Below are 21,214 nucleotides of genomic sequence, written 5' to 3'. Positions count from 1 at the left end.
GCGCCAGCCTCTGATTGCAGCTTCCGCTCAACAGTTTCGCGCAAGGCTTTTGGCTCAGAAGAGCGTGAGCTAGCGTAGCCAGTCTGCGTTAAATAATGATTTACTTATATTCATCGCAACGGAGGCAATGAAGTGCAATCCGGAATCTATGTGTCCCTGTCGTCCCAGATGGCCCTCGAGCGCCGCCTGACGACCATCGCCGACAACATGGCCAACGTGAACACCGTCGGCTTCCGTGCAACCGAGGTCAAGTTCGACGAGATGTTGAGCAAGACGGGCAATGACCAGAACGCCCAGATCGCTTTCGTCAGCCAGGGCAACGACTATCTCTCCACCAAGAACGGCGAACTCGCACAGACCAACAACGCGCTCGATTTCGCCATCAAGGGCGACGCATGGTTTGCCATCGACACGCCCGTTGGTCAGGTTCTGACCCGCGACGGTCGTTTCACGATGACCGATACAGGCGAGCTGGTTTCGGTCAAGGGCTTCCCCGTTCTCGATGCCGGCGGCGCGCCGATCCAGCTGAACCGCAACGGCGGACCGCCGGAAGTCGGCGCCGATGGCAAGATCATGCAGGACGGCCGCCAGGTTGCGACCCTCGGACTGTTTACCGCCGATGTTCGCAACGGCTTCCTGCGTTATGAAAACAGCGGCGTCACCACCGTCGACAATCCGCAGCCGGTGGTCGACGATCCCGAAATCTCCGTGATGCAGGGCTATGTGGAGAATTCCAACGTCAACGGCATCAGCCAGATGACACAGCTCATCCAGGTAAACCGCGCTTTCGAAAGCGTGAGTGCCCTGATCCGCGACAGCGAAAATTCGATGGGCGACGCGATCAAGATCCTCGGTGGAAGCTCCTGAGGCTGAAACGGAATGGTGACGGCTTTGCAGGTGACAGACGATCTCCCCCTTTCTCCGAAGCTCGGCCAGTTGGCCTCGCTTGCGGAGCGCTATGCCAAGCCGGAACATGCTGTGACCCAGGGGGGCCATGTCCGCACGATTGCGGCTGGCCATTATACCGTTACCGGTCTGTCGCGGCATGTGCGCCTCGGCGAATTCGTTGCCCATCGCTCCGCGACCGGGGTGCATCTCGGAGAGGTCATCCGCGTCGAACCCGATGTCTGCTATGTCTGCCCGATCGAACCTGGCGAACCGATCGGCATCCATGATGTCGTGATCCGTAAGGGCGCCTTCCGCATTGCGCCGGATGATAGCTGGTGCGGCCGCACCATCAACGCGCTGGGCGATCCGATCGACAACGGCCTGCCACTTGCACCCGGTTCGGAGCGTCGCCCCATCTCCACCACCGCGCCGCCGTCCATGACCCGCCGTCGTGTCGAGACCGGATTCAAGACCGGTGTGCGCGCGATCGATATCTTCTCGCCGCTTTGCCTTGGCCAGCGCCTGGGCATTTTCGCTGGCTCCGGCGTCGGCAAGTCCACGCTTCTTTCGATGCTGGCGCGTGCCGATGCCTTCGATAAGGTGGTGATCGCGCTGGTCGGCGAACGTGGCCGCGAAGTGCGTGAATTCATCGAAGATACACTCGGCGACAATATGGCGAAATCGATTGCCGTGGTTGCAACCAGTGACGAAAGCCCGATGCTGCGCAAGATGGCGCCCTTGACGGCTATCACCATTGCCGAGCATTTCCGCGACAAGGGCGAGAACGTTCTTTTTATCGTCGACAGCGTCACCCGTTTCGCCCATGCGATCCGTGAAGTCGCGACCGCAGCTGGCGAGCCGCCGATTGCGCGTGGCTATCCGGCGTCGGTCTTCACAGAACTGCCGCGTCTGCTCGAGCGTGCCGGCCCGGGCGCCGAAGGCGCGGGCACCATCACCGCGATCATCTCGATCCTCGTCGATGGCGACAACCACAACGACCCTATTGCCGACTCCACCCGCGGCATTCTCGACGGGCATATCGTGCTTGACCGCGCACTCGCCGACGAAGGACGCTACCCGCCGATCAATCCGCTGACATCCATCTCGCGACTGGCCCGCAAGGCCTGGACTTCGGAGCAGGAAAAGCTGGTCTCCCGCCTCAAGGCACTGATCCACCGCTTCGAGGAGACGCGCGACCTGCGTCTGATCGGTGGCTATCGAAACGGATCAGATCCCGACCTGGATATGGCGATCAAGCAGGTGCCGGTCATCTACGAAATCTTGAAACAGACGCCCGGCGACAAGCCGGCGAGTGACGCCTATGCCGATTTGGCCAACGCTTTGAAAGCGGCGGCCGGCGGTCAGGCAGGCATGAGGCAAAGGGGCTGACCATGACCGACTTCGATGCAGACGAGCCCGTGGCGCCGTTGAAGCAAGGTGTGCTCAAGCGGCGTGTGCCGACAATCGATCGCCTCCTAGCCGTCACCGGCATCGCGCTCGCCTGTGGCGCTGCCTTCTTCCCCTGGTACGTCTTCTTCAACGAAGAGAAATTCGGCATACGGGTTGCCGATTGGACGCGGACGCGCGACTTGCCGGAAGGTCCAGGGCGAAACGTCTTCAGCGTGTCGCCTTTGGCTCTGGTCGACAAGGATGACGAAGGCGGAGATCGCCCCGCCACGCCGCAGGTCGACGAAATCGTGACGGCGACAGTTCCGAACCTCGGCAAGGAGCGTCCGGAAGGGCTTGAGCCCGTGACGGCACAGCCCTTCCCGGGGAAAAGCGGTTTCCGCCTTCTTCATGTTGCCAATGGCCGTGCCCTGATCGAGGACAAGGCCGGCATGTATCTGGTGCGGGTCGGCTCGATTCTCCCGGACAACAGCCGTGTTGCGACGCTCGAACAGCGCGATGGCAAGTGGGTGATCATCACCTCGGCCGGCGATATCTACCAAAACAACTAATGCAGCGTGGGATGAGCAAGTCCCACGCAAGATTACCGGCCTAGGCTCCGAACAGTACAAGACGGAGTAACGCCCATGAATCCCATCCAGTTGTTCGAGCTGGCCTCGCGACAGGCCGAATGGCTCTCGGTGCGCCAACAGGTTGTGGCGACCAACATCGCCAATGCCAATACGCCCAAATATCTGGCCAAGGACATCACCCCCTTCGAGGCGGTCATGGACAAAACCTCCATGGTTCAGAAAATGGCGGTCACGCAGCCGGGACACATGGCGTCGAACGACTTGAGCGACGAGAACATCGCCGTCGAGGAAGCTCCGCTGAACGACGAAATCGGCATTCAGGAATCAGGCAACTCCGTCGCCATTGCAGAAGAACTGACGAAAACTGGCGAAATCAAGCGCCAGCACGAGTTGAACACATCCCTGATGTCTTCCTTCCATCGCATGATGTTGATGACGGTGAAACGCTAATGACCGACCCATTGGGCGCAGCCCTCAAGATTGCAGGCAGTGGCCTGGAAGCCCAGTCCACCCGCATGCGCATAGTCTCCGAAAACATTGCCAACGCGCGGACCACCGGGGATACGCCGGGTGCCGACCCCTATCGCCGCAAGACCATCACCTTCGGCAGCGAGCTCGACCGGGTCTCTGGTGCCGAGACCGTCGAGGTGAAGAAGCTGGGCGTCGATGAATCCGATTTCATCGAGGAATACGACCCAGGCAATCCGGCGGCGAACGAGAAGGGCATCGTCAAGATGCCGAACGTGAACGTCCTGATCGAAATGGGCGACATGCGCGAAACGAACCGAACCTATGAAGCGAACCTGCAAACCATCAAGCAGACCCGCGACATGATTTCCCAGACAATTGCTCTGCTGAAGGCCTCGCAATGATCGAATCAATCACCAAGGCTGGAATGGTATCCGGCACCAGCGGCATCGACTCGCTGTCGAGCATCTTCTCCGCCAAAAGCCAGGCGGCCGATGCGCCCACGCCCCGCATGTCGACCGGCGAGACGTTCCTGTCGGCGCTTACCGATATGGCGACCAAGGCATCAGACAACCTGAAGCAGGCCGAAAAGACCTCCTTCGACGGTCTGACCGGCAAGGCCAATCCTCGCGAAGTCGTCGACGCGGTCATGCAGGCCGAGCAGTCCCTCCAGACGGCAATCGCCTTCCGCGACAAGATCGTCAATGCCTATCTTGAAATCACGAAAATGCAGATTTAGTAGGGGTACCGACACATGAGAGCGCTCGCCATCGCAGCCACGGGTATGGATGCCCAGCAGACCAATCTTGAGGTCATCGCGAACAATATTGCCAATATCAACACCACGGGCTTCAAGCGCGCGCGTGCCGAATTCTCCGACCTGCTCTACCAGACGGAGCGGGCCCAGGGCGTGCCCAACCGGGCCAACCAGGCGATCGTGCCGGAAGGCGCGAATATCGGTCTCGGTGTGCAGACCGCTGCTGTTCGCAACATTCATACCCAGGGCGAACTGACCCAGACCGGCAATGAGCTCGATGTCGCCATGATCGGCCGCGGCTGGTTCCAGATCGAAAGCCCCGATGGTCAGACATTCTACAGCCGTTCCGGCGCCTTCAACATGAATGCGCAGGGCCAGCTTGTGACGATCGACGGCTATCTCGTCACGCCGCAGATCACCATTCCCCAGGATGCGAGTGAAGTCGTCATCAGTCGTAGCGGTCAGGTTTCCGCTCGCCTCGGCAACGATTCCGACTACACCGATATCGGCCAGTTGACGGTTGCAAACTTCGTCAACGAAGCCGGTCTGAAGCCGCTCGGCGACAATCTCTTCGCTGAAACCGCAGCCTCCGGCGAAGCTATTGTCGGCGTGCCTGACGATCCGGGCTTCGGTTACATGAAACAGTCCTACCTGGAAGCATCCAATGTCGATTCCGTGAAGGAGATCACCGACATGATCTCCGCACAGCGCGCCTACGAGATGAATTCCAAGGTGATCAGCACCGCCGACGAAATGGCTCAGATCGTCAGCAAGAACCTCAAGTAACACAACTGGAGGCAAACATGAGGTTTCGCCGAACATTCAAAAACATGCTGCGTCGAGTGGCGGTCATCGCCGCCACGACCGCTGCCATGTGTGTCGGTCAGGGAATGGCATTTGCCCAGGGCACGGCCGTCGTCCCCACCCGGATCATCTATCCCGGCGAAACCGTGTCTGCCGAGCAGGTCAATGTCGTGACGGTCACCAATCCCAACCTCTCCAGCGGTTATGCCCGCACCACGGACGAGGTGGTGGGCATGGTGACCAAGCGCACGCTTCTGCCCGGCCGCACAATCCCGACCAGCGCGCTGCGCGAGGCCTTCGCGGTCAAGCGTGGCGGCAGCGTGCGTCTGACCTTCGCTATCGGCAACATGCTGATCAGTGCGAGCGGCACGCCCTTGGCCGATGCGTCGGTCGGCGAGCTGATCAAGGTTCGCAATCTCGATTCCGGCTCGATCGTTTCCGGGACGGTCATGGCCGACGGTACGGTACAGGTGATGGCAAAATGAGATGGCTTGCTTCCATCAGGATCGCGCTTTGCGCCGCAGCGCTTGTGCTGGCTCCCTTCGAGCCGGCGCTTGCGACCAATTCGCGTATCAAGGATATCGCCTCGCTCCAGTCGGGGCGTGACAACCAGCTCATCGGTTACGGTCTTGTCGTTGGTCTCCAGGGAACCGGCGACAGCTTGCGTTCCTCCCCCTTCACCGACCAGTCGATGCGGGCGATGCTGCAGAACCTCGGCATTTCCACTCAAGGTGGCCAGTCCAATGCCAAGAACGTGGCAGCTGTCATGGTCACGGCCAATCTGCCACCCTTCGCCAGCCCCGGCAGTCGCATTGACGTGACCGCAAGTTCGCTCGGCGATTCGAGCTCCTTGCGCGGCGGCACGCTGGTCATGACGTCGCTTACCGGCGCCGATGGGCAGATCTATGCGGTCGCCCAGGGCTCGGTCATCGTTTCCGGTTTCACCGCACAGGGCAATGCTGCGAGCGTGCAGGAAGGCATCACCACCTCCGGTCGGGTACCGGGCGGCGCGATCATCGAGCGGGAACTGCCGTCGAAGTTCAAGGATTCGGTAAACCTCGTCCTACAATTGCGCAACGCTGACTTCACGACCGCCCTGCGCATCGCCGATACCATCAACGCCTATGCCGCGGCCAATTACGGCGCCCCGATCGCAGAGGCTCGCGACAGCCAGGAAGTGGTGATCCAGAAACCGAGAACAGCGGACCTCGCTCGCCTGATGGCGGACATCGAAAATCTGGTCGTCGCGACCGACTCGCCGGCCAAGGTTGTTATCAACGAACGCACGGGCACCATCGTGATCGGCGCCGACGTCAGGGTGTCCCGTGTCGCGGTTGCCTACGGCACCTTGACCGTCACAGTCACGGAGACGCCGCAGATCGTGCAGCCCGAACCTTTCTCCAAGGGCGTGACGGCTGTTCAGGACCAGACAGACATCATCGCCCAGAAAACCGGCGACAAGATCGCCGTCGTCGACGGGCCCGATCTGCGCACCCTCGTCAGCGGGTTGAACAGCATCGGCGTCAAGCCGGATGGAATCATTGCAATCCTTCAGGGCATCAAGTCAGCCGGTGCGCTGCAAGCGGAGCTCGTGCTGCAATGATCGGGTTCAGAACCTTCACCCCCTCGCGGGCCATCTTGCGAAGCGGAGCAGCGGTGCTCGTGATCGCAACGCTGCCCGCCTTCGCCGGCGTTGCGATCGGGCAGCAGCAGCCGCAATCGCTGGAAAAGGCCTCCGAGGAGGAGATCCAGCAGTTCTGCACCAGCATTGCTGACGCCGCGCGCGACCAGCGCTACCTCTTGCAGAAGCAGGAGCTCGACAAGTTGCAGGCCGATGTCGACAGCCGCATTGCGGTGCTCGAAACCCGCCGAGCCGAATATGAAGACTGGCTCACCCGACGCAACGACTTCATGAAAAAGGCGGATGCGCAACTGGTGGAGATCTACCGGAAGATGGCGCCAGATGCCGCAGCTCCGCAATTGGCGGAGACCGACGTCATGCTGGCGGCCGCCATCATCATGAAGCTCCCGCCGCGCCAGTCGAGCCTGATACTCACCGAGATGAAACCGGACAAGGCGGCGGCAGTCGCCCAGATCATGTCGAGCGCCGGTGACGCCAATACTTCGAAGGATCCATCATGACCAAGCGTTTCCCGGCCTTGCTGGCTATTCTCCTTCTGGCTGGCTGCCAGAGCCAGACCATCAAGGAAATTGGCAATGCCCCGGCAATGAGCCCGATCGGATCCGGTCTCCGTTACAGCCAGACCCCGCAGATGGCGCTTTATCCGAAGCAGCCGATGCAAAGCGCGAGCGGCTACTCGCTGTGGAGCGACAATCAGTCGGCCCTTTTCAAGGATGCCCGCGCTCTCAACGTGGGTGACATTCTGACCGTCAACATCGAGATCGACGACAAGGCGACGTTCAAGAATGCCACGGATCGTAGCCGCACCAACGGCACCTCGCTGACTTGGGGTGCTGAAGTCAAACAATTCCTCGGCTTTGACACGGATACGGGCACATCTGGCGACCTCTCGACGGATTCCAGCACGAGCAGCAAGGGCGACGGCAAGACGGAACGGTCGGAAAAGCTGAACCTGATGATCGCAGCCGTGGTCACGGGTATCCTCGAAAACGGCAACCTCTTGATCAGCGGGTCGCAGGAAGTGCGCGTCAATCACGAGATCCGTATCCTGAATGTGGCCGGTATCGCGCGTCCTCAGGATGTCGACGCCGAAAACACGATTTCCTACGAGAAGATCGCCGAAGCCCGCATTTCTTACGGTGGCCGTGGCCGCCTGACGGAAATGCAGCAGCCGCCGATCGGCCAGCAGGTTGTCGATATCTATTCGCCCTTCTGATCGCGGCAGGAGCGCTAGGGACTGGTTATGGAAGAAAATCCGGAAGGCGAAGGCAAGAAGAAGTCGGGCTTGATGGCGCTCGCCATCCCGCTCGTGGTGCTGACCGTCGTCGGCGGCGGGGGCGGCTGGGCGATCGGCACCATGTTGTCACCGAAGGTCAAACAGGCGCAGGAAGCGGCAGCCGTCGCCGAAGCGCCTGCCGGTCACGGCGAGGCCAAGAAGGAAGAGGGGCTCCCCCACGTCTCGACGGAAGCCAATGGCGTGGTGGCTCTTGAGCCCATCACGACGAACCTTGCCTATCCCTCGGAAAACTGGATCCGCGTCGAGGTGGCGCTGATGTTCAATGGCCCGCCGGATGTCAAGGTCGCCGAAGATGTCCACCAGGACATCCTCGCTTATTTGCGAACCGTGTCTCTCCAGCAGGTGGAGGGGCCAAGAGGGTTCCAATATCTCAAGGATGACCTTCAGGAGCGTGTTGACCTGCGCTCAGAAGGGCGCGTATCGAAGGTGATGTTCAGAACCCTCGTGATCGAATGATTCGGCTTCTCACCCTCGTCGCCATCATGATGATGGCGCCGGAACTGGCTGTGGCCCAGCAGTTCCCGACTGAGATCTTCAACACCCCGATCGACGGATCGGTGGCGGCTTGGATCATCAGGACATTCGGCTTGCTCACGGTGCTATCGATTGCGCCGGGCATCCTGATCATGGTCACCAGCTTCCCGCGCTTTCTGATCGCCTTCTCGATCCTGCGCTCGGGGATGGGACTTGCCACCACGCCCTCCAACATGATCCTGACCAGCATGGCGCTCTTCATGACCTTCTATGTCATGGCGCCGACCATGGACCAGGCCTGGACCAATGGCGCGCAACCCTTGCTCGCCAACCAGATTACGGAAGCGGAAGCCGTGGCGCGCATCGCCGAACCCTTCCGCACTTTCATGACCGCAAACACGCGCGACAAGGACCTGAAGCTCTTTGTCGATATCGCCAACGAGCGTGGGCAGGCGACCATCGTCGACGGCAAGGTCGACTACCGGGTGCTTATCCCGGCCTTCATGCTCTCGGAGATCCGCCGCGGCTTCGAGATCGGCTTCCTGATCATTCTGCCCTTCCTGGTGATCGACATGGTCGTGGCCACAATTACCATGGCCATGGGCATGATGATGCTCCCGCCCACCTCGATCTCCCTGCCGTTCAAGATTCTGTTCTTCGTCCTGATCGACGGTTGGAACCTGCTCGTCGGCAGCCTCGTCCGCTCGTTTGTCTGAACATCAGACGCTGCCGGAACAATCGTTATTTCGCTGTTTACCATAGGCCGCGTGAAGCACGAATGCGCGCGGTCGAATTAAGGTGTTGGCAACAAATGGCTGCGAGTTTGGAACTCGCACGACGGGTCTGGTAGCAACAGAAAAGTACCAAATGGCATGATGCCGAACCGCGCGTGACCGGTAAGTTTTTAGTCCGGTATGTCCCCTCCAGTATCTTGTTTTCAAGGGACAAATCCTATGACCAGCATTCTGACAAACACCAGCGCTATGGGCGCGCTGTCTACCCTCCGCTCGATCTCCGCCAGCATGGAAGATACCCAGTCCCGCATCTCGTCGGGCCTCAAGGTCGGTTCCGCTTCTGACAACGCGGCTTATTGGTCGATTGCCACGACCATGAAGTCCGACAATGCAGCTCTCGGCGCTGTTTCTGACGCTCTCGGCTTGGGCGCTGCCAAGGTTGACACCGCTTACTCCGGTATGGAATCGGCCATCGACGTTGTCCAGCAGATCAAGACCAAGTTGGTCGCCGCTACTGAAGACGGCGTCGACAAGGACAAGATCCAGGAAGAAATCACCCAGCTGCAGGACCAGCTGACGTCGATTGCCGAAGCCGCCTCTTTCTCGGGCGAAAACTGGCTCCAGGCCGACCTTACAGCAGGTACCGACCTCGCCAAGAGCGTCGTTGCTTCCTTCGTTCGTGACGACTCCGGCAACGTATCCGTCAAGAAGGTCGACTACACCCTCTCGACCTCGAACGTCCTGTTCGACACCGGGGGCAACACCGGCATTCTCGATGGCACGACTTCGATCGATGGCAACGGCATTTCCGTCGACGTGAATGTCAACGGTACGGTTTCTGCCTACGACGTTGTCCGTTACACAACGGCTGAAGTCGTTGCAGACGGCGCTACGTTCGACACAGACGGCATCGCTGCATCGGGTGGTACGGTTTCGGATGGTTACGTCAAGGTGGACGACGACACCTGGGTTGCCGCAATCGACCAGACGACGGACACCACGGTCGAGATCTTCACCGAAGATTCCGGTGGTGCACTGTGGGCAATCGACACCGGCAACACGTCTACCGCCACACTGAGCACTTCGGTTTCGGCCTTCACGATCACGAACACCACGACCTCTGCCCAGCTCGACGATCTGATCCAGATGGTCGACGACGCGTTGACCTCGATGACCAGCGCGGCTTCTTCGCTCGGTTCGATCTCTTCGCGCATCGAGACTCAGGAAAGCTTCGTCAGCGACCTGAGCGACTCGATCGAAGCCGGTGTTGGCCGCTTGGTTGATGCCGACATGAACGAAGAATCGACGCGCCTTAAGGCCCTGCAGACCCAGCAGCAGCTGGCTATTCAGGCCCTGTCGATCGCCAACTCGGACTCGCAGAACGTTCTGTCGCTGTTCCGTTAATCGGACCAGGCAACGTCCTTGGGCTGGCGGGCTGAGCCAGTCTAGGAAGAGCAGGTCGCAGTTAACGCTGCGGCCTGTTTTTTTAATAATTGCATTTAAGAATTGTTAACCATGTTTAAGTTAGATGAACCCATCGCAACGACGGGTTAACACTCATTAAGAACAGGTTAGCAGGCATGAAGCTGACCGTCGTTACCGGCCCATCCGGAATGTCCCTGTCTATATCAGCCAATCAAGGGGCAGACTTCAATGACCAGCATATTGACCAATGTCGCGGCGATGTCCGCACTTCAGACCCTTCGCAGCATCGATTCCAGCATGGAAGATACGCAGGCACGTGTCTCGTCCGGCCTTCGTGTCGAAACAGCGTCTGACAATGCGGCCTATTGGTCGATTGCAACCACGATGCGCTCCGACAACATGTCGCTCGCAGCTGTTGAAGACGCGCTTGGTCTTGGCGCTGCAAAGGTGGACACCGCTTATTCCGGCATGGAATCGGCCATCGAAGTCGTGAAGGAAATCAAGGCCAAGATCACGGCCGCGACCGAAGACGGCGTTGATAAAGACAAGATCCAGGAAGAAATCACGCAGTTGCAGGACCAGCTCGTCTCGATTTCGGAAGCTGCCTCATTCTCCGGAGAGAACTGGCTCCAGGCCGACATCACTGCTGCCGGCGGTAGCGAAGTGAAGTCGGTCGTCGCATCATTCGTTCGAGATGCAAACGGCGACGTTTCGGTCAAGAAGGTGAACTATACGCTCGACAGCACGAGCGTATTGTTTGACTCCGGAGGCGACACCGGCATTCTCGATACAATCCAGACCGTTGAAGGAAACGGTGTAACCGTCAACGTCAACATTGCTGGCACAACGACTCCATACAATGTTCTCAGCTACACGACGGCTGAGGTTATTGCCGATGGCGCAACGTTCGACTCCGGAGGTGTGGTCGCGGTTGGTGGTACGGTTTCGGCAGGTTATGTCAAAGTTGACGATGACGTATGGGTCGCCGCCATTGACCAATCTGGCGCAACGGATCACGAGATCTTTGCAACGGACGTCGATACGAGCGGCGTGTGGGCCATCGATGAGACCAACCTGGCCAGCGCTACGGCTTTGACCACCTCTGTCGCGACCCTTTCGATCGACAACTCCACGAGTTCTACCCAGTTGGACGGCCTCCTGCAGATGGTTGATGATGCCCTGGAAGCGATGACAAGTGCAGCATCGGCTTTGGGTTCGATCTCGTCGCGTATCGAAATGCAGCAGGAGTTCGTGGCAAGTCTCACCGACTCCATCGATACGGGTATTGGCCGTCTCGTCGATGCCGACATGAATGAAGAGTCGACCCGCTTGAAGGCGCTGCAGACCCAGCAGCAGCTGGCTATCCAGTCGCTGTCGATCGCGAACTCTGCATCGGAAAGCGTTCTTACGCTCTTCAAGTAAGGTCCGCTGGACCATCAATTATAAGGCTTCTTTGAAAGCCCTTTACCTAAGAAATGCCGCGCCCAGAGGGCGCGGCATTTTTCGTTTTGTCAGCGCTTTTCTGCGTTCTCGTGTGCCGCATTCGCTGAGAGATCAGGTGCATGAACCCAGGCCGCACATGATCGTCGAGCCCCAGGCGCCATTCGTTAAAACCCGCGGTGCTCCCAACACTCCCATTAAAGCTTTGGTCAGACACCTTAATGAAAGGTTACAAAAAACATCCTTTTATTATTGAAAAACATGAGGTTAGTTCATCCTTGGTTAACCACGCGTCGGTAGATTGGCCCCATAGAACGAGACATTAACCCTAACGGGAATTGATGGGCATGAAGCTGACACTCGTTCCCGGTGACTCCGGAATGTCCCTTTCTTAATCAGCCATTCAAGGGGCACTAAATATGACTAGCATTCTGACAAACGTCGCAGCTATGGCTGCGCTCTCCACGTTGCGCTCGATCGATTCGAGCATGGAAGAAACGCAGGGTCGCGTTTCCTCCGGCCTTAAGGTCGGTGCAGCATCTGATAATGCCGCTTACTGGTCGATTGCCACCACCATGCGCTCCGATAACATGGCACTGTCTGCCGTGTCCGACGCGCTCGGCCTCGGCGCTGCCAAGGTCGATACCGCATATTCCGGTATGGACTCCGCCATCGAGGTGGTAAAGGAAATCAAGGCAAAGCTCGTTGCCGCCACTGAAGACGGCGTCGACAAGGACAAAATCCAGGAAGAAATCACCCAGCTGCAGGACCAGCTGACGTCGATTGCCGAAGCCGCATCCTTCTCGGGCGAAAACTGGCTCCAGGCCGACCTCACAGCAGGTACCGACCTCGCCAAGAGCGTCGTTGCTTCCTTCGTTCGTGACGACTCCGGCAACGTTTCCGTCAAGAAGGTCGACTATACCCTCTCGACCACGAACGTCCTGTTCGACACCGGGGGCGACACCGGCATCCTCGATGGCACGACTTCGATCGATGGCAACGGCATTTCCGTCGACGTCAACGTCAACGGCACTATTGCTGCCTACGATGTCGTCCGTTACACGACGGCTGAAGTCGTTGCAGACGGCGCTACGTTCGACACGGACGGTATCGCTGCATCGGGTGGTACGGTTTCGGATGGTTACGTCAAGGTGGACGACGACACCTGGGTTGCCGCAATCGACCAGTCGACGGACACCACGGTCGAAATCTTCACCGAAGATTCCGGTGGCGCAGTCTGGGCAATCGATACCGCCAACACGTCTACCGCCACACTGAGCACTTCGGTTTCGGCTTTCACGATCACGAACACCACGACAACTTCGCAGCTCGACGATCTGATCCAGATGGTCGACGACGCGCTGACCTCGATGACCAGTGCCGCAGCGGCAATCGGCTCGATCTCTTCGCGCATCGAAACCCAGACCGAGTTCGTTGCTTCGCTGAGCGACTCGATCGATTCCGGTGTTGGCCGCTTGGTTGATGCCGACATGAATGAAGAATCGACACGCCTCAAGGCCCTGCAGACCCAGCAGCAGCTGGCAATCTCCTCGCTGTCGATCGCCAACTCTTCGTCGGAAAGCGTCCTCTCGCTCTTCCGTTAAGAGGTTCGCTAATCCAACAGCTCGCAAGATTGATCTCCGCGCTCCGAAAGGAGCGCGGATTTTTCGTTTGTGCCTTGCGCGAAACTTTTGGCCTTTCTCATTCTCGGCACTTTCCCGTTTATGAGCCTTGCTTAACCAAGGTCTCGCTTGTTAGATGGCATCGTTAACGATTTGTTAACGGTGACGGGGACTGTGCCTTGGCGCGGTCTGCATGATGCCCACCCGTCTTTGCCGGCTCTTTCGCCGGATGCGCACTTATGTACGCTTGAGGGCACCAGCATGACCAGCATTATGACCAACGCAGCCGCAATGGCCGCGCTCCAGACGCTTCGTTCGATCGATACCAATCTTGAGACGACCCAAAGACGGGTGTCCTCCGGCTATCGCGTAGAAACCGCGTCGGACAATGCCGGTTACTGGTCGATCGCGACGACCATGCGCTCCGACAATGCGGCCTTGTCCACCGTCGCGGATGCGCTAGGTCTGGGTGCGGCAACCGTTGATACCGCTTACACGGCGCTCGACAATGTCATCGAGGTCATGTCGAGCATCAAGGCGAAGCTGGTGGCTGCCAGCGAGCCGGGCGTCGACAAGAACAAGATCAACGAGGAAATGAAGCAGCTGAAAGACCAGCTGGTGTCGTCTGCCCAATCCGCCTCCTTCTCCGGAGAGAACTGGCTCTACAACACGAACACAAACGCGCTCGGCACCAAACAAGTTGTTTCGTCCTTTATCCGCGGTGCCGATGGCACCGTTCAGGTAACGACCCTCGATTTCGACACGGAAGATTCGCTTCTCATCGACACGGAGGACGCCAGCCGCGCCTTCCTAACCAAAGCAATCGATGCTGATGCTCTGAGCAGTGCGCCCACTGGCACGGCGCGCGATTACTATCTCTTGGACGTCGGCTCCACCATTCCGGTCACCGGCACTGAAATCGCCATCGATTCGGATACGACGACCGAAGAACTGGACGATATGATCAGCGTTGTCGATGACATCCTGGGGCAATTGACCGACGCGGCCGCCACACTCGGTGCGATCACCAGCCGCATCGAGATGCAGGACAACTTCGTGTCCAACCTGATGGACGTGATCGACAAGGGTGTCGGCCGTCTCGTCGACGCCGACATGAACGAGGAATCGACCCGTCTGAAGGCGCTGCAGACGCAGCAGCAGCTCGGCATCCAGGCACTGTCGATTGCAAACACCAGCGCTGAAAAGCTCCTGACCCTCTTCCAGAACTAAGCGTAAGCTCACGGGTGGCTCTCCTCGGCGTGGTCAAGCCGGGGTAGTGGCCGCTGGGCGAGGCGGCATTCATCTTCGCGCAAGATTGACCGCCTAGTTTCTAACATTGTTGTTGGCAGGAACCTGCCGAAACTATGGCCCTGAAGTGAAAGTCGATTTTCGAAGATGCAAGCACGTTCTGGCCGCGTCGACACTGATTTGAGACCCCAGCCGGCCCGCGCCCACGGCCCGCACCCAGTCGCCGATGGAGGCGATCGCCTATGAGCATGCCTTTGGCACGATACTTGAAAGATTTCTCGGCGCCCCCTGCGCCGCCGCAGCCTATTGAGTCCCCCTTCGGCATGGCCGGAGGGGATGATTTCGACATGGAATTTCCAGCGCTTCCTGAGCCTGAACCCGAACCCATCGATCTCGAAGCCGAGCGCCGCGAGGCCTTTGCCGAGGGACATGCTGCCGGCGAGCGTGAAGCGGTTGAGCGTCTCGAAGCGGAACGGCAGGTGCTGGAGACGGCCCATGCCGAAGCCATGGCAGAGCTAGAGCAGCGCCTGCGGGATGGATTTGCTTCAGCCCTGACCACGAAATTGCCTGAGGTCGTCAAGCGTCTGTCGCTGGCGGTCAGCGAGCAGGTGGCGCATGCCTTGGCGCCGCTGATCGAAGAGCACATCGTCGAAAAGGCGGTCGCTGAACTGGCAGACCAGTTGGAAGCGGCCATCCTTGCCGGCGAAGGTGGAACAATCCAGATACGTGGACCGCGGGACCTGTTCGAGAAACTTCAGTCCCAGATGCCTGATCACGGCGAAATGCTTAGGCATGTCGAGGGCGTGGATCTGGATCTCACGGCCGAGTTCGGGGAAACCGCGCTCGTCACCCGTATTTCTGCCTTCAGCGCCAGCCTGAAGAAAGTGCTTTCATGAGCGACGAAAATCATCACCACGGCAAGAACGAGATCATCATCGTCAAGCGTCACAAGGGTGACCATGACGGCGCCCATGGCGGTGCCTGGAAGATCGCCTATGCCGACTTCATGACCGCTATGATGGCCTTCTTCCTCGTGATGTGGCTGGTCAATGCTGCCAATGAGGAAACCAAGGCTTCCGTCGCCAGCTATTTCAATCCGATCCAGCTTTCGGACGAGAAGCCAACCGAGAAAGGCCTGAAGAAGCCCGTCGATCAGGCCGAAGGCGAAGAAAAGAAAGAACGCTCGAAGATCGAGGATGACGAGACGCGCGTCGGCTCGGCTGCGGCAACCGGTGAAGATATGACCGCTTCATCGGGCGAGAATTCCAATTATTCGGAAGCCGATTTCTTCGAGAACCCCTATTCGGTTCTGGCCGAAATCGCCCAGGAAGTGGGACAGCAGGCAAATGTGAGCGCGAAGGGGGAGGGCGGTGCAGCCGACTCCGGGCCTTCGACCGGTGCGCAAGGCGGCGAAGCCTATCGCGACCCCTTCGATCCGGATTTCTGGACGCAGCAGGTTCAGACCGCAAATGGACCAGCCGGCAAGCCGACCGACGCCCAGACGCCCTCAGATCAGCAGCAGCAGACGGCGCTGGAGAAGTCCCAGGATCAGACGCAACCTTCGACCGAACCCGAACAGCAGATCGCCCTGGTCGTACCTGGTCAGAAGCCCACTCCGGCTGAGATGCAGGCGGCTGACAAGCCCGATGACGGCAAGACCGAAAAGACTGAGGATGGCAAGACGGAGCAGGCAAAGTTTGGCGAGTCATCCGAGGATTCGCCTGAAGTGAAGGCGCAACTGGTTGCTGCCGAACAATTGAAGCAGGACATCGAGAAGGCTATCGGCGGAACGGCGGGCAAATTGGCCGAAGGGCTAATCGTCACACCGGCCGAAGGGGGCCTGCTCGTCACGATCAGCGACCAGAGCGACGCAGCCATGTTCAACGTCGGGTCTGCCGTGCCGCAGAAGGAAATGGTCCTCGCGATGGAGCGGATCGGCAAGCTGCTGCAGGACAGACCTGGCCAGATCGTCATTCGGGGCCATACCGACGGTCGGCAGTTCAAGGGAACCGAAAACGACAATTGGCGCCTTTCCATGGCCCGTGCCCACAGCGCCTACTACATGCTGGTTCGTGGTGGATTGAAGGAGGATCGCGTCGAGCAGGTTTCCGGCTTTGCCGACCGTCGCCTCCAGGTGCCCTCGGATCCGCTGGCCGACGCCAACAGGCGCATCGAGATCCTGATCCAGGCGGAGCAGGGGTAATTCATGGCAATTCGGCGGTTCTCCCTCTCTCTGCTCGTTTGTGCTGCGGCCGTCCTGAACGGCGGCCTGTCGGCGCGTGCGCAGAATGTGGATGACACCATCGAACCCTATCGAATGCTGCGCTCGCTGCAATTCGTTCAGGACACTGTCGTTCGCGGCGACCATTCCGCCGCCGAGATGCAGCGTTTCATGCTGGGCGCCATCGACCAGCGGCTCCGGACGGCAGATCCTTCCGTGTTCGAAGACCCGCGTAACGTCGATGCAGCCTTGATCTATGCCATGAGCGGCGGCAATCCGGCCACCCTGGAGTTCCTGGTTGCCCGTGACGTCGACGGCAACTTCGACAACCGAGTTGCCGATGCCCTGCGCAAATATCTGAGCGGCAAGGGCACGCTGATCGCAAAGACACTCGGTGACATGGTCACCGAATACAAGAATGAGGATATTGCCCCTTATCTGGCTCTTGTTGCCGGCAATGTGACCATCGCCAAGGATCCGGTCGGTTCACTCAAGTTCTATGACTGGGCTCGGCTGACGGCCCCCGGAACGATCGTGGAGGAGGCGGCGCTGCGTCGCTCGCTCGCCGTTGCTGTCGATGCAAAGATCGTCGACAAAGCATCCGGTTATGCCAATCGTTATGCCCGCCGTTTTCTCTATTCCCCCTATGCTAGCCAGTTTGCCGATCTGTTCGTGCGTTTCGTCGTCGAGCATTATGACGTCCTGAAGCCGGAAGATATCGAGGCGACGCTGGGCTACATGGATGCCGACCGCCGCCGCGAAGTTTACCTCCGCATTGCTCGCCAGGCAGCGATCGCCGGTCGCCGCGACCTGGCGGTGATGGCGGCGGATCAGGCGAAGGCGCTGTCGGGCAACGGCGCGGAAAACGATGCGCTCGCCAAGCTGTATGGCAGTCTTGCCGGTGTTCCGACCGAAAATGTAGACGACGCCATGGCCGCGCTGATGCAGATCCCCGAGGCTGCATTGTCGCCGAAAGATCGTGCACTGCGCCAAGCGGCCGAAGCGGTCGCCAAGGAAGTGTTGCGGAAGCCCCAAGCTCCGGTCCCGCCACCTGAAGGCACGCTTGCCGACCCTGGTGCCGGTTCGGGGCCTGATGCTGGGGTCGCTGCGGCCGAAACCGATCCGGAGCTCCAGGATCCCCTGGCTGCGCCGCCCACGGCCGCGGCAGATGTTGCGGGCACGGTGGACACACCGGCTGCGACGGTGCAACCCGCCGCCGCTGGCGCAGAGCCCCCCGAGATAGACCCCGAACTGCGAACCTTTGTCGATGCCGGTCGCTCCAAATTGGATGCGATCGATGATCTTCTCAAGAAAGAGGGCCCCTGACATGATGGATGCACTATCGGCTCCCCCGGCACCCACACCCGGTCCGGTGTTGCAGCAAGGCGGCTCCGCTGCCAGCGCAGATCAGACCCAGGACGGCAGCTTTTCGAAGGTCCTTTCGAACTCGGGCAATCATCGGGAGAAGGATGCGAGCCTGCGCGAGGATGGCAGCGAAAGTGCCGCCGAACCGGCGGAGGAACAGGGCAAAACGCCGGTGACGCATGCAAGGCGCCCGGTCATCGATATTTCGTCGACACAGGTGTCGACCCAGAATGAACTCCCGGCCGAACTCGCGGATATGCCAACCGACGACCTTGCCCAGCTTCTGGCCGCCGCGCGGTCGAAGACAAAGGGTGCGAAGCCCGAGACCGAGACGACGAGCAACACGACCACCACCGCCCCCGCCGAGGTCATGACCAAGTCTGAGCTGGCAAAGGCTCTGGCCGGACTTCGGGAAAAGAAGACGACCACGGACGAACAGCCGGCGATAGCTGCGGTTTCAGGTGATGAAACGGCGGCGGAGGAAAAGAAGGGTGCTGACCTCACCGACGTCCTGCGGCTGCTTGCGGGGACCACTGCTGGCGAAGTGAAGCTTGAGGATGACGCGGGAGGCAGCAAGGAGACGCTGAAGCCTGCGGTCGAGCACAAGACCCACGCGGTAGTGTCGGAAGCTCTGGCCTCGACCGCCGCGACTGCCTCGGACCTTTCTCAGGGAGCGGATGAGCAGTCAGAGACTTCTGATCGGACCTTCCGTGTCGTGAGGGCAGACGGTAAGGGCGAGCCGATGATCTTGCAGAGCGATGCGACGGCGGGCGTGGAAGAGACGGGCGAGACCGCTGCAGTCGACACCGTCACGGTCCTTGATGCGCGCAGATTTATCGCACCGGCCTCGACCACGAATGGCGCTTCGATCACCGCCGCCATGCTCGGTGATAGCGAATGGGTGAGCGCTATGACGCCTGGATCGGAGCTCGCCAACGCAGCGACCCAGTCCAGCCAAGGCAAGGTCGTTAATACGCTTAAGCTGCAGATGAGCCCGATTGAACTCGGCAGCGTGACGGCGACACTGCGTCTGTCCGGCGAGGAGCTGAGTGTGCAGCTGACGGTGGATAATCCCGCAGCGCTCCGCCAGCTCTCGAACGACTCCAGCGACATTCTGAAGTCGTTGCGTGCGCAGGGGCTTACCGTTGATCATGTGCAGGTCAATATGCAGGTGACATCGGCAGATCGCAGCGCCGATGCCGGGCAGAATAATCTGGCGAGCCAGCAACAAGGACAGCAGACGTTCCAGTCCGGCGGGCAGGGGAGTGATGGTCGTGCCCGGGGCGAGAGTGCCAGCAACAATGCGAGGACAAGCGATGAGCGTGTGGTGCAGCCGACTGAACTTCCGTCTGGCGACACTCGCAGCGCTCGCCCTGATCAGCTTTACATCTGAGGCGATGGCAAGCGTCGGCAGCTGCGAACGGCAGATCAGTGCAGCGGCCGCGAAATACGGGATCCCGGAAGGTATCCTCTATTCCGTGGGTCTGACGGAAACGGGGCGCAAAGGGAGCCTGCAGCCATACGCGCTCAATGTGGAGGGAAAGGCCTATTACTACGAGGGTCTGGACGAGGCGCTCGATGCCTTCGAGAAGGCGCGAAACGGCGGTGCCAAGCTGATCGATGTCGGCTGCATGCAGATCAACCAATACTTCCACGGAGAGCATTTTACCTCGGTCCAGGCCATGTTTGACCCGCAGCGGAACGTGGAGTATGCAGCCAGCTTCCTGAGCAATCTGCATCAGCGCCATGAAACCTGGACGATGGCCGTGGCCCGGTATCACGCCGGACCAGATAACGACCCCGCCCAGAAGCGCTACGTCTGCCGTGTGATCGCCAATTTGGTCGCCACAGGCTATGGAAACTGGACTCCTCCGGCGCGACAATTTTGCGGTGAATAGCAACCAAAAATTGATTGACAGGCGCCCCAAGGGCGATTTGCAGATTGTGGCAAGACTGCGTCGAAATTGGCTGTTGCAAGAGCTTGCGCGAGGCTTGCGTTAACTTTTCCACTAAAAAATAGTGTGAGTATCTGTCTTGACCTACTATATATAGGTCAAATCGGCACCGAATCCTTAATCAATTATTAATATCTGTCATTAAGTTTACCTAGTTGTCCCTGAATCGCACGATTCGTACCCATTACGTATCGAAACACCACACTGATTCGGAGGCGGCTGAATGATCGTCGTGGTTGATGAGCGTGAGCTCGTGAAAGACGGATACACATCTCTATTTGGGCGCGAGGGGATTCCTTCAACGGGATTCGACCCAAGAGAGTTCGGGGAATGGGTCAATACGGCGGCCGATTCCGACATTGCAGCAGTCGAGGCCTTCCTCATCGGACAGGGCGAAGCGATGCTGGAACTGCCGCGGGCAATCCGCGACAGGACCCAGGCACCTGTGATCGCGGTCAGCGATCAGCCCTCGCTCGAAGCGACCCTGGCGCTCTTCGACTGCGGCGTCGACGACGTCGTGCGCAAGCCGGTTCATCCCCGGGAAATCCTCGCACGGGCTGCGGCCATCCGCCGTCGCCTGCGTGCGATTACCAACTTTACCGAGATCGGCCCGATCAAGGTTTTCTCCGACGGCCGTGATCCCGAGATCGCTGGCGACGTCTTCCCGCTGCCGCGCCGCGAGCGTCGCATCCTGGAATACCTGGTCGCAAACCGCGGTCGTCGTGTTTCCAAGACCCAGATCTTCAACGCGATCTACGGCATCTTCGACGAAGAGGTCGAAGAGAACGTCGTTGAAAGCCACATCTCGAAGCTTCGCAAGAAGCTCCGCAAGAAGCTCGGTTTTGATCCAGTCGATTCCAAGCGCTTCCTCGGCTACTGCATCGATTGGAGCTGA

Annotated in this window: 23 protein-coding genes; all 23 read left to right on the top strand. The window is 59.4% G+C overall.

What is annotated here, in order from left to right:
• The first annotated feature begins 132 nt into the window (after positions 1–132).
• Positions 133–867, top strand: a complete 735-nt coding sequence (flgF, locus tag ASE36_RS05830) for a flagellar basal-body rod protein FlgF (protein ID WP_062276418.1) — start codon at positions 133–135, stop codon at positions 865–867.
• 12 nt (positions 868–879) lie between these two features.
• Complete coding sequence (gene fliI, locus ASE36_RS05825; RefSeq protein ID WP_062276416.1) at positions 880–2,277, top strand: flagellar protein export ATPase FliI; 1,398 nt, start codon at positions 880–882, stop codon at positions 2,275–2,277.
• 2 nt (positions 2,278–2,279) lie between these two features.
• Positions 2,280–2,846, top strand: coding sequence for a hypothetical protein (locus tag ASE36_RS05820; protein WP_062276415.1), 567 nt, complete (start codon positions 2,280–2,282; stop codon positions 2,844–2,846).
• A gap of 75 nt (positions 2,847–2,921) precedes the next feature.
• Positions 2,922–3,317, top strand: a complete 396-nt coding sequence (gene flgB, locus ASE36_RS05815) for a flagellar basal body rod protein FlgB (RefSeq protein ID WP_062276413.1) — start codon at positions 2,922–2,924, stop codon at positions 3,315–3,317.
• The gene (gene flgC / locus ASE36_RS05810; RefSeq protein ID WP_062276411.1) at positions 3,317–3,739 is read left to right on the top strand and encodes a flagellar basal body rod protein FlgC; all 423 of its coding nucleotides are present in this window, start codon (positions 3,317–3,319) and stop codon (positions 3,737–3,739) included. The genes flgB and flgC overlap by 1 nt, the downstream gene beginning before the upstream one ends.
• The gene (locus tag ASE36_RS05805; protein ID WP_062276409.1) at positions 3,736–4,074 is read left to right on the top strand and encodes a flagellar hook-basal body complex protein FliE; all 339 of its coding nucleotides are present in this window, start codon (positions 3,736–3,738) and stop codon (positions 4,072–4,074) included. Before flgC ends, ASE36_RS05805 begins: the two co-directional genes overlap by 4 nt.
• Positions 4,075–4,089: 15 nt before the next feature.
• Positions 4,090–4,878, top strand: a complete 789-nt coding sequence (flgG, locus tag ASE36_RS05800) for a flagellar basal-body rod protein FlgG (protein ID WP_062276407.1) — start codon at positions 4,090–4,092, stop codon at positions 4,876–4,878.
• 17 nt (positions 4,879–4,895) lie between these two features.
• Positions 4,896–5,381 (top strand): flagellar basal body P-ring formation chaperone FlgA, encoded by a 486-nt coding sequence (flgA, locus tag ASE36_RS05795; RefSeq protein WP_062276406.1) that lies wholly within the window; start codon positions 4,896–4,898, stop codon positions 5,379–5,381.
• On the top strand, positions 5,378–6,499 hold the full coding sequence (locus tag ASE36_RS05790) for a flagellar basal body P-ring protein FlgI (protein ID WP_062276404.1): 1,122 nt from the start codon (positions 5,378–5,380) through the stop codon (positions 6,497–6,499). The genes flgA and ASE36_RS05790 overlap by 4 nt, the downstream gene beginning before the upstream one ends.
• Entirely contained in the window at positions 6,496–7,038 is a 543-nt protein-coding gene (locus tag ASE36_RS05785; RefSeq protein WP_156378574.1) for a MotE family protein, read from the top strand. The genes ASE36_RS05790 and ASE36_RS05785 overlap by 4 nt, the downstream gene beginning before the upstream one ends.
• Complete coding sequence (gene flgH, locus ASE36_RS05780) at positions 7,035–7,754, top strand: flagellar basal body L-ring protein FlgH (protein WP_062276402.1); 720 nt, start codon at positions 7,035–7,037, stop codon at positions 7,752–7,754. The genes ASE36_RS05785 and flgH overlap by 4 nt, the downstream gene beginning before the upstream one ends.
• A gap of 27 nt (positions 7,755–7,781) precedes the next feature.
• Positions 7,782–8,291 carry a flagellar basal body-associated FliL family protein gene (locus ASE36_RS05775; RefSeq protein ID WP_062276401.1) on the top strand — a complete coding sequence of 170 codons (510 nt, stop codon included), beginning with the start codon at positions 7,782–7,784 and terminating at the stop codon, positions 8,289–8,291.
• The gene (gene fliP / locus ASE36_RS05770) at positions 8,288–9,025 is read left to right on the top strand and encodes a flagellar type III secretion system pore protein FliP (RefSeq protein ID WP_062276399.1); all 738 of its coding nucleotides are present in this window, start codon (positions 8,288–8,290) and stop codon (positions 9,023–9,025) included. The genes ASE36_RS05775 and fliP overlap by 4 nt, the downstream gene beginning before the upstream one ends.
• Positions 9,026–9,262: 237 nt before the next feature.
• Positions 9,263–10,447, top strand: a complete 1,185-nt coding sequence (locus tag ASE36_RS05765; RefSeq protein WP_062276397.1) for a flagellin — start codon at positions 9,263–9,265, stop codon at positions 10,445–10,447.
• A 249-nt stretch (positions 10,448–10,696) separates the two neighbouring features.
• Positions 10,697–11,890: a flagellin gene (locus tag ASE36_RS05760; RefSeq protein ID WP_062276395.1), complete on the top strand. Its 1,194-nt coding sequence runs from the start codon at positions 10,697–10,699 to the stop codon at positions 11,888–11,890.
• Positions 11,891–12,327: 437 nt separating this feature from the next.
• Positions 12,328–13,512 (top strand): flagellin, encoded by a 1,185-nt coding sequence (locus ASE36_RS05755; RefSeq protein ID WP_062276393.1) that lies wholly within the window; start codon positions 12,328–12,330, stop codon positions 13,510–13,512.
• Positions 13,513–13,791: 279 nt separating this feature from the next.
• Positions 13,792–14,760 (top strand): flagellin, encoded by a 969-nt coding sequence (locus ASE36_RS05750; protein WP_062276391.1) that lies wholly within the window; start codon positions 13,792–13,794, stop codon positions 14,758–14,760.
• Between the two features lie 365 nt (positions 14,761–15,125).
• Positions 15,126–15,674 (top strand): GTPase, encoded by a 549-nt coding sequence (locus ASE36_RS05745; RefSeq protein ID WP_244474666.1) that lies wholly within the window; start codon positions 15,126–15,128, stop codon positions 15,672–15,674.
• The gene (locus tag ASE36_RS05740) at positions 15,671–16,981 is read left to right on the top strand and encodes a MotB family protein (RefSeq protein WP_062276387.1); all 1,311 of its coding nucleotides are present in this window, start codon (positions 15,671–15,673) and stop codon (positions 16,979–16,981) included. Before ASE36_RS05745 ends, ASE36_RS05740 begins: the two co-directional genes overlap by 4 nt.
• 3 nt (positions 16,982–16,984) lie before the next feature.
• Positions 16,985–18,325: a chemotaxis protein MotC gene (gene motC, locus ASE36_RS05735; RefSeq protein WP_062276385.1), complete on the top strand. Its 1,341-nt coding sequence runs from the start codon at positions 16,985–16,987 to the stop codon at positions 18,323–18,325.
• 1 nt (position 18,326) lies between these two features.
• A complete protein-coding gene (locus ASE36_RS05730; protein ID WP_062276383.1) occupies positions 18,327–19,757 on the top strand; it encodes a flagellar hook-length control protein FliK in 1,431 nt (476 codons plus the stop codon).
• A complete protein-coding gene (locus tag ASE36_RS05725) occupies positions 19,681–20,262 on the top strand; it encodes a transglycosylase SLT domain-containing protein (RefSeq protein ID WP_062276381.1) in 582 nt (193 codons plus the stop codon). Before ASE36_RS05730 ends, ASE36_RS05725 begins: the two co-directional genes overlap by 77 nt.
• A gap of 280 nt (positions 20,263–20,542) precedes the next feature.
• A complete protein-coding gene (rem, locus tag ASE36_RS05720) occupies positions 20,543–21,214 on the top strand; it encodes a transcriptional activator Rem (RefSeq protein ID WP_062276380.1) in 672 nt (223 codons plus the stop codon).

It is taken from the genome of Rhizobium sp. Root274 (assembly GCF_001429245.1).
GTDB lineage: Bacteria > Pseudomonadota > Alphaproteobacteria > Rhizobiales > Rhizobiaceae > Allorhizobium.
This window is presented reverse-complemented; position numbering and strand designations above follow the sequence as displayed.